The sequence below is a fragment of the Primorskyibacter flagellatus genome (assembly GCF_048268605.1).
In the GTDB taxonomy this organism is placed as follows: Bacteria; Pseudomonadota; Alphaproteobacteria; order Rhodobacterales; family Rhodobacteraceae; genus Primorskyibacter; species Primorskyibacter flagellatus.
Window position 1 is genome coordinate 226,975 of the sequence record NZ_JBLWVF010000005.1, and the last position, 15,469, is coordinate 242,443.

Annotated in this window: 13 protein-coding genes and 1 tRNA gene; 9 read left to right on the top strand and 5 right to left on the bottom strand. The window is 56.6% G+C overall.

Translation table 11 applies throughout. The features are described from left to right. Positions 1 to 96 precede the first annotated feature (96 nt). Both ACN0WV_RS08705 and ACN0WV_RS08710 read left to right on the top strand, forming a co-directional pair. Complete coding sequence (locus tag ACN0WV_RS08705; RefSeq protein ID WP_417605086.1) at positions 97 to 861, top strand: DsbA family protein; 765 nt, start codon at positions 97 to 99, stop codon at positions 859 to 861. Between the two features lie 217 nt (positions 862 to 1,078). Beyond that, positions 1,079 to 3,370, top strand: a complete 2,292-nt coding sequence (locus tag ACN0WV_RS08710; RefSeq protein ID WP_417605088.1) for an Orn/Lys/Arg family decarboxylase — start codon at positions 1,079 to 1,081, stop codon at positions 3,368 to 3,370. A 182-nt stretch (positions 3,371 to 3,552) separates the two neighbouring features. Here ACN0WV_RS08710 and ACN0WV_RS08715 read toward each other — a convergent pair whose 3' ends face one another. Then, positions 3,553 to 4,485 carry a LysR substrate-binding domain-containing protein gene (locus ACN0WV_RS08715; RefSeq protein WP_417605089.1) on the bottom strand — a complete coding sequence of 311 codons (933 nt, stop codon included), beginning with the start codon at positions 4,483 to 4,485 and terminating at the stop codon, positions 3,553 to 3,555. A gap of 270 nt (positions 4,486 to 4,755) precedes the next feature. Here ACN0WV_RS08715 and ACN0WV_RS08720 point away from each other — a divergent pair, with 270 nt between their 5' ends. The 4 genes from ACN0WV_RS08720 (at position 4,756) to ACN0WV_RS08735 (ending at position 9,012) form a co-directional block, all read left to right on the top strand. After that, complete coding sequence (locus tag ACN0WV_RS08720) at positions 4,756 to 5,727, top strand: tripartite tricarboxylate transporter substrate binding protein (RefSeq protein WP_084350191.1); 972 nt, start codon at positions 4,756 to 4,758, stop codon at positions 5,725 to 5,727. Between the two features lie 129 nt (positions 5,728 to 5,856). Next, positions 5,857 to 6,330: a tripartite tricarboxylate transporter TctB family protein gene (locus tag ACN0WV_RS08725; RefSeq protein WP_084350192.1), complete on the top strand. Its 474-nt coding sequence runs from the start codon at positions 5,857 to 5,859 to the stop codon at positions 6,328 to 6,330. A 7-nt stretch (positions 6,331 to 6,337) separates the two neighbouring features. Continuing rightward, positions 6,338 to 7,840, top strand: coding sequence for a tripartite tricarboxylate transporter permease (locus ACN0WV_RS08730; protein ID WP_417605092.1), 1,503 nt, complete (start codon positions 6,338 to 6,340; stop codon positions 7,838 to 7,840). An 893-nt stretch (positions 7,841 to 8,733) separates the two neighbouring features. Then, the gene (locus tag ACN0WV_RS08735; protein ID WP_116598498.1) at positions 8,734 to 9,012 is read left to right on the top strand and encodes a hypothetical protein; all 279 of its coding nucleotides are present in this window, start codon (positions 8,734 to 8,736) and stop codon (positions 9,010 to 9,012) included. 11 nt (positions 9,013 to 9,023) lie between these two features. Here ACN0WV_RS08735 and ACN0WV_RS08740 read toward each other — a convergent pair whose 3' ends face one another. Next, the gene (locus ACN0WV_RS08740) at positions 9,024 to 9,668 is read right to left on the bottom strand and encodes a L,D-transpeptidase (RefSeq protein WP_116598497.1); all 645 of its coding nucleotides are present in this window, start codon (positions 9,666 to 9,668) and stop codon (positions 9,024 to 9,026) included. A gap of 213 nt (positions 9,669 to 9,881) precedes the next feature. Further along, positions 9,882 to 10,115, bottom strand: a complete 234-nt coding sequence (locus ACN0WV_RS08745) for a hypothetical protein (RefSeq protein ID WP_084350195.1) — start codon at positions 10,113 to 10,115, stop codon at positions 9,882 to 9,884. Positions 10,116 to 10,288: 173 nt separating this feature from the next. Here ACN0WV_RS08745 and ACN0WV_RS08750 point away from each other — a divergent pair, with 173 nt between their 5' ends. Then, positions 10,289 to 11,008: a M48 family metallopeptidase gene (locus tag ACN0WV_RS08750; RefSeq protein ID WP_417605093.1), complete on the top strand. Its 720-nt coding sequence runs from the start codon at positions 10,289 to 10,291 to the stop codon at positions 11,006 to 11,008. A 345-nt stretch (positions 11,009 to 11,353) separates the two neighbouring features. Here ACN0WV_RS08750 and ACN0WV_RS08755 read toward each other — a convergent pair. Next, positions 11,354 to 11,439: transfer RNA gene (locus tag ACN0WV_RS08755), tRNA-Leu, on the bottom strand. A gap of 104 nt (positions 11,440 to 11,543) precedes the next feature. Here ACN0WV_RS08755 and ACN0WV_RS08760 point away from each other — a divergent pair. Further along, positions 11,544 to 12,725 carry a tyrosine-type recombinase/integrase gene (locus ACN0WV_RS08760; protein ID WP_417605094.1) on the top strand — a complete coding sequence of 394 codons (1,182 nt, stop codon included), beginning with the start codon at positions 11,544 to 11,546 and terminating at the stop codon, positions 12,723 to 12,725. A gap of 315 nt (positions 12,726 to 13,040) precedes the next feature. Here the strand turns inward: ACN0WV_RS08760 and ACN0WV_RS08765 are convergent, their stop codons facing one another. Next, the gene (locus ACN0WV_RS08765) at positions 13,041 to 14,378 is read right to left on the bottom strand and encodes a hypothetical protein (RefSeq protein ID WP_417605096.1); all 1,338 of its coding nucleotides are present in this window, start codon (positions 14,376 to 14,378) and stop codon (positions 13,041 to 13,043) included. 607 nt (positions 14,379 to 14,985) lie between these two features. Between ACN0WV_RS08765 and ACN0WV_RS08770 the strand changes: the two genes are divergently transcribed. Continuing rightward, positions 14,986 to 15,469 (top strand): recombinase family protein (locus ACN0WV_RS08770; protein WP_417605098.1); only part of this gene is annotated, 484 nt, incomplete at its 3' end.

The window sequence follows — 15,469 nt, forward strand, 5'->3', positions numbered from 1 at the left end:
CGACACGGATGCGCACGAAGAAATGACCCCCGCTCACTGTTGACCTTCGGCCCTCCGCGAGGCCCATCTGGCAGGCAGAAGCATTGGAGGGCCGCAGTGACCACAAGACGCACCCTTGTCATCGGCGCCGTAGCCGCCGCGGCCGTGTCCATTGGCCCTGCGATCCGAACCGTCAAAGACATTTTCGCCCCATTACCCGCCTTTTCACCGCTGGGTGACCCGGAGGGGTTTCGCAGGATCGCGGGTGGGCAAGTCTCTTCTGCGGGAAATTTTCTCATCGGTCTGGATGCGGATGAAAAACCGCGCCCCGGCGTTTCGGTGGCCGATGTCCGCGCCAATCCCTGCAGGGCACTTTACGGCAGCATTCAACAGACCGATGACATCGTCGCCATCGCGTCGTTTTCGGACTATTATTGCCCCTATTGCCGGATCCAAACCCGGCATCTGGCAGAATTGGCCACTGATCCGGCGCAGCGTATCCGTGTCAGCTGGCACGAATTGCCACTGCTGGGGCATGCCTCTGTTGTCGCGGCGAAGGCGGCACTGGCGGCCGGACGGCAGGATGCCTACACGCAATTTCACGACCGTTTGCTCGGCACCCGGTTTCAACCGACACCAAGTTATCTTCGCAAGCTCGCCGCCCAAATGGGCGTTGATCCCGACCGGCTGATTGACGACATGAATGGCGGGGATGTGCAGCACGCGCTGGACCAAAGCGCGGCACTGGCAGAGCTGTTCGGCCTGATCGGCACGCCGTCGATGGTCATTGGCCGCACCGTGGTACAGGGCCGGATCTCTGACCGAAGCCTGCTCAACCTTATCGAAAATGAACGTCAGACCGGCTGGACGCAGGTCTGCTAGGTGACGCAAGGCAGATTTCACCGGCGCTTTCACCCCTGGCGTCCAGCCCATCCATGACGCGGCTGTGTCGTCTTTTGCGGCGCTCTTCCCCGACAACCGCGTTGCGGCCCTTGACGCCGCGCAGAGCAACAGAAACAACAGAGCCAAACGCGACCGCCCAAGCCTGCGGCGCATACGGCATCGCGGTTCGAAACAACCTGCCCATCAGGAGAGTCCCATGAAGTTTCGCTTCCCCATCGTGATCATCGACGAGGATTTTCACTCCGAAAACTCTTCGGGTCTGGGCATCCGGGCGATGGCCGACGCCATCAAGGAAGAAGGCTTTGACGTGCTGGGCGTCACCAGCTACGGCGATCTTTCGAAATTCGCCCAGCAGCAATCGCGCGCCAGTGCCTTCGTGCTGTCCATCGACGACGAGGAATTCAGCGCCGGCCCCGACCTTGATCCGGCGGTTCTCAACCTGCGCAGCTTTATCGAAGAGGTACGCTGGAAAAATGCCGATGTGCCGATCTACGTCTACGGCGAAACCAAGACCAGCCGCCACCTGCCCAACGACATTCTGCGAGAGCTGCATGGCTTTATTCACGCGTTCGAGGATACGCCGGAATTTGTCGCCCGCCACATCATCCGCGAGGCGAAAAGCTATCTTGAAGGCATCCAGCCGCCGTTCTTCCGCGAGCTTCTGGATTATGCCGAAGACGGATCGTATTCGTGGCATTGTCCCGGCCATTCCGGCGGCGTGGCGTTTCTGAAAAGCCCGATCGGGCAGATGTATCACCAGTTCTACGGTGAAAACATGCTGCGCGCCGATGTCTGCAACTCGGTCGAGGAACTGGGTCAGCTGCTGGATCACAACGGTGCAATTGGCGCGTCCGAACGCAACGCCGCGCGGATCTTCAACGCCGATCATTGCTTTTTCGTGACCAACGGCACCTCGACCTCCAACAAAATGGTCTGGCACCATACCGTGGCCCCCGGCGATGTGGTTGTGGTGGATCGCAACTGCCACAAATCGATCCTGCATTCGATCATCATGACCGGCGCGATCCCGGTCTTCCTGAAACCCACCCGCAACCATTTCGGCATCATCGGCCCGATCCCGCAAAGCGAATTCGAGATCGAAACGATCAAGGCCAAGATCCGCGCCAACCCGCTGCTGGCAGATGTCGATGCCGACACGGTCAAGCCGCGCATCATGACGCTGACGCAATCGACCTATGATGGCGTGTTATACAACACCGAGACCATCAAGGACATGCTGGACGGCTATGTCGAGAACCTGCATTTCGACGAGGCATGGCTCCCGCATGCGTCGTTCCACCCGTTTTACGGCAATTACCACGCCATGGGTCGCAAGCGGGATAGACCAATACACTCAGTGACTTACGCTACACAATCAATCCATAAACTGCTGGCCGGGATCAGTCAGGCCAGCCATGTACTGGTGCAGGACAGCCAGAACACGCCGCTGGACCGTCACCTGTTCAACGAAGCCTACCTGATGCACAGTTCGACCAGCCCGCAATACAGCATCATCGCAAGCTGCGACGTGGCCGCCGCGATGATGGAACCGCCGGGCGGCACCGCACTGGTCGAGGAAAGCATCGACGAAGCGCTCGATTTCCGCCGGGCCATGCGCAAGGTCGATGACGAATACGGCGACGCGGATTGGTGGTTCAAGGTCTGGGGGCCGGACTCTCTTGAGGAAGAAGGCATCGGCAGCACCAAGGACTGGGTGCTGGGCAATACCGATGCCGACGGCATGCGCAAAAGCGATGGCGAGGAATCCTGGCACGGCTTTGGCGACATGGCCCGCGGCTTCAACATGCTCGACCCGATCAAGGCCACGATCATCACGCCCGGTCTCAATCTGGACGGCCGATTTGAGGAAACAGGTATCCCAGCGTCCATCGTGACAAAATATTTAGCGGAGCACGGTGTTGTTGTTGAAAAAACAGGGCTTTACAGCTTTTTCATCATGTTCACTATCGGCATCACAAAGGGACGTTGGAACACGCTTTTGACGGCGCTTCAGCAATTCAAGGACGACTTCGACAAGAACACACCGATGTGGCGTACCATGCCGGAATTCTGTGCCAAACAGCCACGCTACGAAGGTATGGGCCTGCGCGATCTGTGCCAGCATGTGCATACACTTTATGCCAAAAATGATGTGGCCGTCCTGTCGACCGAGATGTATCTCAGCGACCTGACCCCGGCGATGAATCCCTCCGAGGCGTTTTCACATATCGCCCGCCGCACCACCCAGCGGGTGCCGATAGATGATCTCGAAGGCCGCATCACAACCGGCCTCGTCACGCCCTACCCGCCCGGCATTCCACTTCTGATCCCCGGCGAGGTATTCAACCGCAAGATTGTGGACTACCTCAAGTTCAACCGCGAATTTGCCCTCGCCTGTCCAGGATTCGAGACCGACATCCACGGGCTGGTACAGGAAATGGGCGAGGACGGCACCATCCACTATTTCGCCGATTGCGTGGCCGAGTAGTTGCCAACCCGTTCCTCTTTGCCCTGCGGTCAGGTCCGGCGGCAAAACCGCAACCGCGGGACCTGACAAAATCTGCGCGCTGGTCGCCCGAAAAAAGCGCAACGCACGGTCGACGGCCTAATGCACGCCCGAAACTCCGGCGGGCCTTGCGATAGCATCACAGACAGGGTCAGTGCGGTGCCTCACGACCGTATTTGGCGACGCGCACGGGCGCGCAGGATGGCGCAAAACTCTATCGCGGCCTCGCCCAGCGGCTCTTTCCGGCGAGTCACCAGCCCAAACCCGGCAAGTCTGATTTCGGGACGTATTGGCAAGCGGATGAACAACCCGGCCTTTTCATAGGCCTCGATCACGGCTTCGGGCAGCAGTGCCAGAGCGTCCGACACCTGCACAAGGTTCAGAATCAACAGGATCGACGAGCATTCAATCGTGTTCGTGGGCCGTCGCACGCGTTCGTGGTCGAAGGCCGCATCCAGTACATGCCGCGAGGGGTTTGTGCCCGGTTGAAGCGCCCAGGCGCAATTGGCGAGATCTGCAAGGCGCGTGACGCCTGCGCTTTCCAATGGATGCCCAGACCGGGCGACGACCACCAGCCTTTCCTCGGCAAGTGGCTCGAAGGTAAATTTGCTCCTTTGCCGTTCATCACTGAACCGTCCCACGGCAAGGTCGATGAGACCGCCCTCAAGCTGGTCGAGGATACCGTCGCTTGTCTCGCCGTGGAGTTCGACCATCAGTTGCGGCCGCTTGCGCTTTATCTCGGCCACGGCCCTGGCCACCAGATCGGGGGCCGCCCCGGTAATCGCCCCAATCGACAGGGTGCCGTATCCTCCGGAGCGACGGGCGTGAAATTCGTCTGAAAACCGCCTGAGTCGCGAAAGCTGTGCCCGCACATTGGCAATGACGAACTCCCCCAACGGTGTCGGAATCAGACCGCGTGGCTTTCGTTCGAACAGGCTGCTTTCAAAGATATCTTCGACGTCGCGCAACATTTTTGACGCGGTGGATTGCGTCATGTTCATTGCATCGGCTGCGCGATGCGTTGTTCCGTGATCGGCCAAAGCCACGATCAGTGACATGTGCCGGATTTTCAGTTGCGCGGTGATATCCCGTTTCAAGTATCTACGACCTGTCAGAGCGATCGTGTTTCGCGATCGCAGAGCCCAATTTATTCATTGGAACGTTATCAAAGCGCTGGATAGCGTCAATCCGGAGGAGCGTGACTGAACAAGCCAACACACTTGAACGCAACGCAATCACACCGAAGCGGTGACGCGTCGCCGTGTGACCAGATCCCATAGGGCTTCGGTCGCCGTATCAGCCGATGAATACCGGCGGCGGGCACGGTCAGAAGTGACGCACCGAAAAAAACAACTAGGAGGATACGCATGCAATTCGTGAAAACCGCAGCAGCCCTTGGTGGCCTGTTGATTCTGGCAGGCACCGTTTCGGCGCAGGAATATCCCGAACGGCCAATTCAACTGATCGTGCCCTGGGGTGCGGGTGGCGGCACCGACGCCGTGGGTCGCCTTCTGGGTGCCGAGATACAACGCGAACTGGGCGTGCCGGTCAATGTGGTGAACCGCACCGGTGGGTCCGGCGTGGTCGGCCACAGCGCGATCGCCAACGCGGATCCAGACGGCTACACGATCGGCATCATGACCATCGAAATCGACATGATGCACTGGCAGGGCCTGACCGAACTGACCTATGAAGACTTCGACATTCTGGCCATCGTCAACGCCGATCCCGGCGGCGTCATGGTCTCTGCTGAGTCCGGCTTCGACAGCGTCGAGGCGCTGCTTGAAAGCATCAAGAGCGAACCTGCGGGCACCTACAAGGCCTCCGGCACCGGCCAGGGTGGCATCTGGCATGTCGGCCTTGCCGGCTGGCTGCTCTCCGAGGATCTGGCCCCCGATCACGTCACCTTCGTGCCCAGTCAGGGTGCCGCGCCGGGCCTGACCGATATGGTCGCGGGCGGCGTGGATATTGTTCCCTCCTCGCTGGCCGAAGGGCGCTCGATGATCGACGCCAACCGCGTGGTCGCGCTGGCAACCATGTCCGCAGAACGACAGGACGCGTTTCCGGATGTGCCGACATTGGCTGAAACCACCGGATCCGACTGGACGGTTGCGGTCTGGCGGTCGGTGGCCGCTCCGGACGGGCTTCCCGATGACGTCAAGACCAAGCTGATGGACGCGGTAGAGGTTGCGTATAATTCGGACGCATACCAGACCTTCATGGCAGACCGCGGCTTTGGCCTTCGTTGGGCAAAGGGTGACGATGCGACCGAGATCGTGGCCAATGACGACGCCGCCTTTGGCGAGGTTATGAAACAGGCCGGACTCGCCGCAGAATAGCGGCGAGCGATAACGGTCTTTCTTCCGGGCAGGGCCGGGTGCGTATGTCATGTCCACCTGGCCCTTTTCCGCTATTCCGCTGATCGCGGGATACCAAGCAGATAAAGACACGAAAACAGGATATAACGGATGCGCGTCACCGACCTTACCTTGGGACTACTGACTCTTCTGGGCGGCATCGCGATCTATATCTCGGCAATCGAATTTCAGGCTATCCCCGGCCAAGCCTACGGTGCCGGGACGATGCCACGCGCGGTCGCGCTGGTGACAGGTTTGACGGGACTTTTCATGATCGTAAAGGCGGTTATGGAGGGCGAACGCCTGCCCGGACTGAACCTGGCTGACTGGACCCAAAGCCCTGCGGCCATCGCCAGGCTGGTCTCGGTTCTGGTCCTTATTGTGGCCTATATCGCGCTGTCTCCTGTACTGGGCTTCCTGCCCACGGCCGTCGCGGTGATGACAATCGGCATGCTCATCCTACGGGTTCGCTGGTGGATCGCCGTGATTATCGCGCTGGTTGCCGCCATTGCCATCCAGCAAAGTTTTGGCCGCCTGTTGCTGGTGCCACTGCCGCGCAGCGATTTCCTTTCTTTTTTATGGTGAATACCCAATGTCCACGGTGATCGACGCCGCGCAACTTGTTTTTCAGCCCTATGTGCTGTTGGTCATCCTCTGCTCGGCCGCCTTCGGCATGTTCGTGGGTGCCATCCCCGGACTGACCGCAACCATGGCCACCGCGCTTCTGGTGCCAGTGACTTTCTTCATGGACCCGGTACCTGCCATTGCGACCATCGTGACTGCCACCGCGATGGCGATCTTTGCGGGCGACATTCCCGGCACGATGTTGCGGATGCCCGGCACGCCTGCCAGCGCGGCCTATGTGCAGGACGCCTATGCGCTGACGAAACAGGGTCGCCCGGAGGCCGCGCTTGGTGCCTCTCTTGTCTTCTCGTCGATCGGAGGCATCTTCGGGACGCTGGTGCTGATCACCGCCTCGCCGGTGCTGGCCGAGATCGCGCTGAAGTTTTCCTCCTTCGAGTATTTCTGGCTGGTCGTTCTGGGCCTGTCCTGCGCAGTTTTCATCTCTCCCGGCTCTCCGGCGCGGGGTTTGGTCGCTCTGTTCATCGGCTTGTTCGCGGCAACCATCGGGCTGGAGAACCCCGCAGGTGCGCCTCGCTATACAATGGGATCGGTGGAGCTGATGGGGGGCGTGCAATTCATCCCCGCGATGATCGGTCTGTTTGCCGTGTCCGAGGTTATCCGTACCTTCATCAAGCGTGGTGAAGAGGTGCGTCCGCCCGCAACACCGGGCAAGGGTATCTTCCGCCAGCAAGCGAAGAACCTTGTCACCTACCCGGTGCAAGCCCTGCGCGGCAGCGCGATGGGTACCGCCATCGGCGCATTGCCCGGTGCCGGGGCGGATATCGCCGCGTGGATCTCGTTTGCTATCTCGAAGAAATTCTCGAAAACGCCCGAGAAATTCGGAACAGGCCATGTCGAGGGGTTGGTAGAGGCCGGGGCCTCGAACAACGCCGCGATGTCGGGGGCGTGGATTCCGGCGCTGGTTTTTGGCATTCCCGGCGACTCGATCACTGCGATTGTGATCGGCGTGCTCTACATCAAGGGGATCAACCCCGGTCCGATGGTGTTCATCACGCAGCCGCAGATGATCTATGCGGTGTTCATCGTTTTCCTGCTGGCCAATCTGATCATGCTGCCACTGGGCTGGCTGGCGATAAAGGGCGCGCGGCAAGTGTTGTCGATCCCTCAGAAGGTGCTGATGCCGGTCATCCTGATGTTCTGCATGGTCGGGTCATTTGCCATCAACAACTCGGCTTTCGGCATCGGCATCATGCTTGTCTTCGGCGTCATCGGTTTCTTGATGGAGGAAAACGACATCCCCATCGCCCCGGCAATCCTGGGACTGGTGCTGGGACCGATGCTGGAGCAGAACTTTGTCACGTCGATGATAAAGTCAGACGGCAGCTTCATCGCTTTTTTCGAGCGCCCCATCGCCGCCGGGCTTGGCCTTTTCACCATTGCGGTCTGGATGATCCCGCTGCTGCTATTGCTTATGCACCGCCGTCCCCCCGCTGGTGTTTCAGAGCCCTAAGCCCCTGCCCCTCACGGGAACATGCGTTTGAGAATTAGACCCGGCAGTTGGTGAACCGGAATATCGTTGAACGCGTCTTTCCAAACTTCTTATGTTGATGTGTGTGTCGACGGCTTGACGAAAGGCTTGCCTCTCCCGGCAAGCCGCAAGGTCATGGCTTGCATGACTGGCGGCAAGGCGGTTTCCAGGTTGTCCTCAAGGTGCCAGCAGTTTTTCGGGAACCTTCGCGCAACTTGACCGTTGCCTTGCAGAGCGCGCCCGACGCGTCGAACTCGGAAGGAAATGATAATGCATAATATTTTTTACATCATCGGTGTTGTAGTCGTTGTAGTGGCAATCGTTGGCTTCGTGCTGTGATCGAATAATGTCTGTTGGCGGGCCTTTTGGCTGCAACTGAGTCATGGGCCCGCAAGACGACAGAGCCTCCAATCGGCAATATGCTGTCAGCGCGTTTCGGTAGTGTGGCTCTTACAGCGAATTCGGTTTTATTTTGATGGTCAGAGCCGTGCTTAGGCGGGCAAGGCCCTGAGCAGGTGCGATTTTCAGATGATCACAACCCTAGGCCGCCAAAATCTGTCAACGTGACGCGCTGGCGGCAACCAAGCGATGGATGACCAGCTCGGCGGCGGCATAAGGCGAGCTCTTGCTTAGAATGCAACGTTTTCGGGTATGGAACTCTGCTAGGTTTTGTTGGTTCAGCACCGCTGATCCACCTCCCACACACCTCAAAAGTTTGAAAACTCGGTAGATGCGGGGCATTGCCAATAACGATCCCCTTTATTATCGCTGCGGCACCGTTGCCATGATTTGCATCGTAACCACCGCTCGGGCTTGCGGCTCTGGTCGCGCAATGCAAGCGTGTTACAAAGACGATCAAACCGGAGAGTACGAAAATGATTCAATCCAAGGCTTTTCTCGTGGGGCCGTTATTCCTGCTGGGTCTGTCCGCCTGTGAACCCGTGCCTTCCGATGGCGGCGCAAGCCGTGGGGACTATGTCAGCGTACCGGAATCGGTCTCCTCAATCGCGGCATCCTATCAGGATCTGACCACGGCAAGGCTTCGGAAAGAGGACGGGTGCTATTGGTACACGCATCGCGGGCCGGTTGAGACGACCGAACTGCCCGTGCGCACAGACAATGGCAGCCCGATCTGCACCGGCCCGGTCAGCTAAGTTTCAGCGTGTTACAATGTCCCGCCATCTGTCGGGTACAGATAGGCGGTGACGCCGGTATTCACCTGCTCGTACAGCGCATTGATATGCGGCATCACCATCCGCACACATCCTGAACTGGCCCGCGTTCCGACAGAACGCGGCGCAGGCGTCCCATGAATACGCAAATATGTGTCTCGATTGCCGACAAAAAGATACAGCGCCCGTGATCCCAACGCGTTCGCCGGACCGGGGGCCATACCACCTGCCCAGTGCGCATATTTCTCAGGCTCGCGTTTGATCATCGTCGCGGTGGGGGTCCATCGGGGCCACTTCGCCTTGCGTTTGATCGTGTAAACGCCCGGCTCGTACAGATTATCGCGCCCGATTGCCACGCCGTAGCGCATGGCCGTGCCGTCTTGCTGGATGTGGTACAAGTAGCGCGCGACCGCATCGACATGAACGTCCCCCGGCACCAGATCCGGATTGGCCTTTACCAAAGTTGGCAGAAACCGAGGGTGCAATCCCCATGGATTGCTGGTTCTCAAGTCAAATCCCGCAGGCGTCACCTGCGCATCCCAAGCCTCCCAATCGCTGGGCGCTGCGAAAGCAGGCCCGACAAAGGCCGGCGCAGCCAGCGCGCCCAGTGCGCCAATCATTTTGCGTCTTGTAAACATGCGATACCTTTCGAACTTGTCGCACCAAATGCCGAACCCCGGCACATGGCTTTCGTCTCATGAAACCGTCAAACTCTAGGCAGGTTCAAATGCAATCGCCCCTTTGGCTGATCTTTTTTACAAGATGAGGTGTTGAGGTTGCAGGTGCCGCTAGGTCAGGCACCGGCCTATGCGCGCCCGATGGATAATGCGCCCACCATGGCAAAGAAAAGCTCAGGTTTTCTTGCGCGAATAGACGCCCTCGGGAAGCGAAAGTGCCGCTGCGAGATCCCGCATCTGCGAAATCGAAAGCGTAATCGTGTTCACCCGGTCCGTGCGCGGATCGTATTGTTCAACAGTGATGCATTCCTCAAATCCGTTGACCACCACATCCTCCTGCAAGGGGGTTTCGCCCTCGTCCACAAGGGTCACAACGGTCGCGTCGAATTCGTGCTCTATGCTGAACATGGCACCAGCCTATCGGTGGGGGAGACATCTGTGCAAGCACTGCTTTGGCAAGCTAGACGTTCTTGCAGTGCCTCCTGTCCCCTGACATCGGCCTACCCCTTGAATTGCCACCTTGGCCGGGTCAAACTGACCCCCGTTGCCTTCCGGGCCCCCTATTCTGTTCAGGACATCGCATGCGCTGGTTACTTCCTATCGCTCTTCTTCTCTTTGCCGGCTGCGAAGTGATCGAGACACCCGCCCCGCCGCCGCAAAAGACCTCGGCGCAGGCCGCCCAGCCCAGTGATGCCGCGAGACGGCTTCGGGCGCAACGCGCCGCCCAGCAATTTGTCAGCGTCGTCAACATTATGGAGCCTATCGCCGAATCGGAATGCCGCCGTCGCGCGCCGGGGATGAATTGCGATTTCCTGATTGTTGTGGATGACCGGCCCGGTCAGCCACCCAATGCGTTTCAAACCCTCGACCGATCGGGCCGGCCGGTTGTGGCCTTCAATCTCGCGCTTATCGCAAGTGTCGAGAATGCCGACGAACTGGCCTTCGTGATGGGCCATGAAGCGTCGCACCATATTCTCGGCCACCTTGCCCGCAGCCGCAATAACGCAATCGCGGGGGCCGTGATCCTGTCCGGGCTTGCCTCACTGTCGGGCGCTGATGCGGCCGGGATCCGCAGCGCCGAAGAGTTTGGTGCCGCCGTGGGCGCACGGACCTATTCCAAGGATTTTGAGCTTGAGGCCGATGAGTTGGGCACGATCATCACCAGCCGTGCGGGGTTCAACGCCATACGCGGTGCTGCGTTTTTCACCCGAATCCCGGATCCGGGAAACCGGTTCCTCGGCAGCCATCCTCCGAATTCTGCGCGCATCGACATTGTGCGTCGTACCGCCGCTCGCCTTTGAATTGGAAGTCCGGCCGGCGAACGCCGTCGGGGTGGGTTTCCGGCGGTTTGATAGAATTTTTCAAACTGAAACAAGCCATATCCGGCTGAACCGTGGCGTCCGACATGATGTAACGTGGGGTCGGATTTGCTTTGGACCATCTGCTGCGGAATGAACCAACGCGAAAAGGCACAAGCCGGTTCCGTCCGGGAACGAAGCGGCACCATTCTACGGTCAAGGGCCACTATTGAGCGAGCCTTGCGCGGTAATACGGCCGTCCACTCAACATATCGGGATGATTCTTGCGAAAACACCGGCGCGTCACGCCGATCTTCGAATATCCAACGGAGACCCTGCAAAACAAGGTGGTACCCAAGGCCGGACTCGAACCGGCACGCCCGTTAAGGCGGGGGATTTTGAATCCCCTGCGTCTACCATTCCGCCACTTGGGCACACTGAAAATACTAGGTTTTTTTCGTCTACTTGCCTTCAAGGCACCCCGTTAGTAACATCATAACGTCTACCAAACGTCTACCAACTACACTCAGGGGATTAGATGCCTACAAAGATAACCCAACGAACCCTAGCGAGCATCGAAGCCACAGGTAAACGAAAGTTCATCCGCGACACCGATACTCGTGGGTTTCTTATCGAAGTCTCCGCAAAGGGTAAAGCTACCTTTTGTGTGGAAAAGCGAATAAAAGGGCAAGCAAGCGCAAAGCGTATCAGGATAGGTGACGTTGACCTTGTGCCACTGGTAGACGCACGTCAGGAGGCCAAGAGAATACTCCTGCAAGCCTCTCAAGGTTTTGACCCTAGACATGCCCAAGTTGATGAAGACCCCCTTCCAGAGACACTCTTGGGCGCGTTGCAGGCATATACCAACATCAAGCAGCACAGCTTGAAAGCTAGCACGCTGAATGACTACAATAAAACCTTCAGCAATTGTTTCTCCGACTGGAAGAGCCTCCCCACCCGCCAACTAAGCAAGAGGATGGTTCAAGACCGGTACTCGGAACTTTTAGCAGAAAAGAGTCCTGCATACGTCAACAAGGCTTTTAGGAACCTGTCAGCCATTCTGAATTTCCACGACATAACACCAAACCCTTGCGACATCCTCACCAAGAAGAATCTTCGGGTCCAATCCCAGCCTCGCAATAGGTTCCTGTCTGGAAGAGAGATTTATGACATTATGCAGGTACGCTCGACCTTTAAGGTTAGGGTTGCGAATATTTTGCTATTTTTCATGCTTACAGGTTTGCGTAAGAGTGAAGTTCTTCGGTTGACATGGGCAGACGTAAAGGAAGGTCAGATATATATCCGCGATACCAAAAACCGAAAAGATCACGTCATACCTATAGTCGGCTTGATCGGTGAGCTGTTAGAGGATCGCAGAGCTGATAATAAATTAGTTTTTGGTTATACAGAATCCAGCCTGAGAACCGCCGTCGATAAGTTCAAAGCACGACACCCCCTCAAAGGAGACTGGACGCTCCACGATCTTAGGAGAACATTCTCAGAACACATGAACCTAATCGGATACACAGAGCAGGACATTGCAGTTGCTAACAACCAATCAGGTCATGGGGTCACAAGGAAACATTACCTTGCGGGTCAACTAGCCAAACAGCAACTTCTGAAAAAGATGTATACTGATCTAGAGTCGCAATACCGATATTATGAGTATGACCATGGCGGTCAAGTCAGGAAAGTACCCGAAAATTGGGAACCGGTATAGAAAATTCGCCCACAACCGCAGAGAGGCCCGCTGAGGGCCGTGATCGCTCAAGACTACTACCCCCTGCCGAAAGCACTATACGGGTACTCAGCGGGCAGCACAGCGCCTCTCAGGCACCTTCAGCACCATTCACTGGCAGCCATAGGTAGGAAGTGCGGACCCAGGATGCCACGCAGAGGCCCTCAAAGGCCGCTTTAAGCCGCTTCTCGGCGCTGGGCGTGGGGTGGCCCAGCCAAAGGACCTGAGACACCCCTAATTCGCCGTTCTAGCCCACTCAGAATTGAAGCAGGCAGGCCAGAACTCGCTGCGCTGAACTTAACGTCTATCAGTGATTGTCATGGGCAACCTGTCAGCTAATTTTACCTTAGCGCGCTCCTGTGTAACTGATGGCTTGATGATCAAAGGCCAACCCATAGAATCGCAATAACCCTCAAAGGCGACCTGAAGATGCTCAGCTACTCCGGCTGCATGGCTTTCAGGAACAAGAATACCGTCATGTAGGATGTAAGTTGGATGGCCCATGTACATGCGGCCTTCAGCAACTCGAGTCATTATCTCACTTTCGTGGAAGCTGAGCGTGTTGCTGTCGAGAATTTTTCGCTTCAAGTCGTTTAGGCATGGCAACATTTCCCGCAGATGCTGGAGTAAATCTTTGTATTTCTGGTTTGCCCGAAACTTGGTTGGTTTCCCCTTCTTGTCGCGTGACGTAGCAGTCGCCAGACCTAACTGATAATCAGGAAATCCGGCCTGTTTTTTTGCGTTCCCTGCGCCAATCAATCGAACGATTACGTTCTTTATTTCTTCGCGGGTGAAATCTTCAGTAACAAGGGTTTCGTAAGGGTCCGTGATGTCCCTACCCAGCCAACTTGAATGCACCCTGCCTGTCATTGCTGTCAGGATCGTTGGGTTGCAGGCACTGATATCAACCTCGACAATAGGTTCGCCGTTCAAGGTGTAATTGGCCCGATCTACAGCCGGTACATTTGAGTAAGCGCACTGGTAGCGCCCTCCAACGTCGAAATTTTCATGATTGAAATCCCTTGACCCGTAGCCAATTTCTGCGCCCTCAGGGGTGACTAAAGGCATATTTTCATGCCAATCTCTGAGTTTGACAAAATCCTGATAGACGCTGGAGCTTTCATTGGCAACTATCGTTTCGGTGTCATTATTTTTGTGAACCGTGGCTTTAACAGGGTTTAGATACTCGCAGGTCCTAAACGACAACTCGGCAACCCCAACTTTTCCCCAAATATGCTCCGAGATTTCGAAAAGTTCTGCCTTGCTTGCAAACCCACGCCCTGCGCCATCGTTAAAATGACTTCTCACCTTAACGATCATATTGCTATTTATAAGCGCCTTGCGAAAATTGAGTACAATCTGCGTCCCGATCTTTGAGCGGTTGTGCCAGTGGTTCCGGTTTGCCCTGAAGATAAAGTTCTCCTTTCTTTTCTTCTGCATATGCTGAACCGTGGCGAGGAAGTTCGCAGCCAGGCAGGCTCTCTTGAGATTGAGTTTACCCGTTCGACTCTGATTCAGTATCAGGCCACCTTGGTTGTGAAGGTGTTCTAGCAGCTCCCAGACAAGGGCATTTGTGGCCGCATGTTTCGGGTTGGCGTCCACTAGGATGTAAAAAAACGCTGCATTGTCGGTCATAGAGCATACCTCAAAAAGCTGCTTAATAGAGCCTCCGGAATGTGGTCATCAGAGTAGTAGAGGAATAAGGATATATTATTAATAATAGACATATCTAACAGTGAGTACTGGAGCATCGGCTACCTACACCTTCTTCATAGAGAGCTTGGCGCAAATGCGCCCATGCAGTTGACACAAAAAATCCCGCTGTCCAGTTGGAGGCGGGGTGTGGCCTTTCGGCAATGTACTACTCTTGCGAGCGTTACATAGAAATGGGTGTTGATCTCATTCTGGCAAGCCTCCCGCGAGGATTATATTGTAAGTATTTGTGGTTAAAAGATAAAAAGTCAAACTCTCGTTGTGGTAGGTCATGCTATCAAGGGGGTGGACATTCTCCTGCGGTTGGCTGTCCGTTGCTTTCCCTCTTGCTCATATTTTGCAGATAGCCCCCACGGTTCGCCTGTGATCCAGCTAGCGCCGCACCGGCCTCAAAAGCGAACATTTGAGTAGACGGTAAGGTTACTGATGGCTGTTACTGTCGGAGCAGTAATATTAGGGTATTTATGCTTGCAAATGTGACCAGAATCACCTTACTCTAAAGTCAAATGTTACCATATTGGAGGGTACTATGGCTTTGGTAGGTTATCGTCGCGTTAGCAGCGTGGATCAGAACTTGGACCGTCAGGACCTCGGCCAGGTCGAGAAGGTGTTTGAAGAGAAGCTGTCAGGCAAGAGCGCCAAGGACCGCCCAGCGCTGCAAGCCATGCTTGACTACATCCGAGAGGGTGACACGGTTGCCGTCTATTCGATTGATCGCCTTGCCCGCGACCTGAGGGACCTTCAGGACATAATCCAGACTGTCAACGACAAGGGCGCTACCATCCGCTTCCTAACTGAGGGGCTGACCTTCTCTGCTGACAAGGATGATGCCTTCGCCAAGCTGCAACTCCACATGATGGGCGCGTTCGCTGAATTTGAGCGGAACATCATCCGCAAGAGACAGGCAGAGGGGATCGCCAAGGCCAAGTCGAAGGGCGTTTACAAGGGCAGGAAGCCCAGCATTGACCGCGACAGGGTGAAGGAACTCAGGGCAGAGGGGTTGTCCACCTACA

Coding starts and splice junctions, on each gene's coding strand:
- ACN0WV_RS08710 (WP_417605088.1), top strand. CDS start 1,079: ATGAAGTTTCGCTTCCCCATCGTGATCATCGACGAGGATTTTCACTCC.
- ACN0WV_RS08720 (WP_084350191.1), top strand. CDS start 4,756: ATGCAATTCGTGAAAACCGCAGCAGCCCTTGGTGGCCTGTTGATTCTG.
- ACN0WV_RS08725 (WP_084350192.1), top strand. CDS start 5,857: ATGCGCGTCACCGACCTTACCTTGGGACTACTGACTCTTCTGGGCGGC.
- ACN0WV_RS08730 (WP_417605092.1), top strand. CDS start 6,338: ATGTCCACGGTGATCGACGCCGCGCAACTTGTTTTTCAGCCCTATGTG.
- ACN0WV_RS08735 (WP_116598498.1), top strand. CDS start 8,734: ATGATTCAATCCAAGGCTTTTCTCGTGGGGCCGTTATTCCTGCTGGGT.
- ACN0WV_RS08740 (WP_116598497.1), bottom strand. CDS start 9,668: ATGTTTACAAGACGCAAAATGATTGGCGCACTGGGCGCGCTGGCTGCG.
- ACN0WV_RS08745 (WP_084350195.1), bottom strand. CDS start 10,115: ATGTTCAGCATAGAGCACGAATTCGACGCGACCGTTGTGACCCTTGTG.
- ACN0WV_RS08750 (WP_417605093.1), top strand. CDS start 10,289: ATGCGCTGGTTACTTCCTATCGCTCTTCTTCTCTTTGCCGGCTGCGAA.
- ACN0WV_RS08760 (WP_417605094.1), top strand. CDS start 11,544: ATGCCTACAAAGATAACCCAACGAACCCTAGCGAGCATCGAAGCCACA.
- ACN0WV_RS08765 (WP_417605096.1), bottom strand. CDS start 14,378: ATGACCGACAATGCAGCGTTTTTTTACATCCTAGTGGACGCCAACCCG.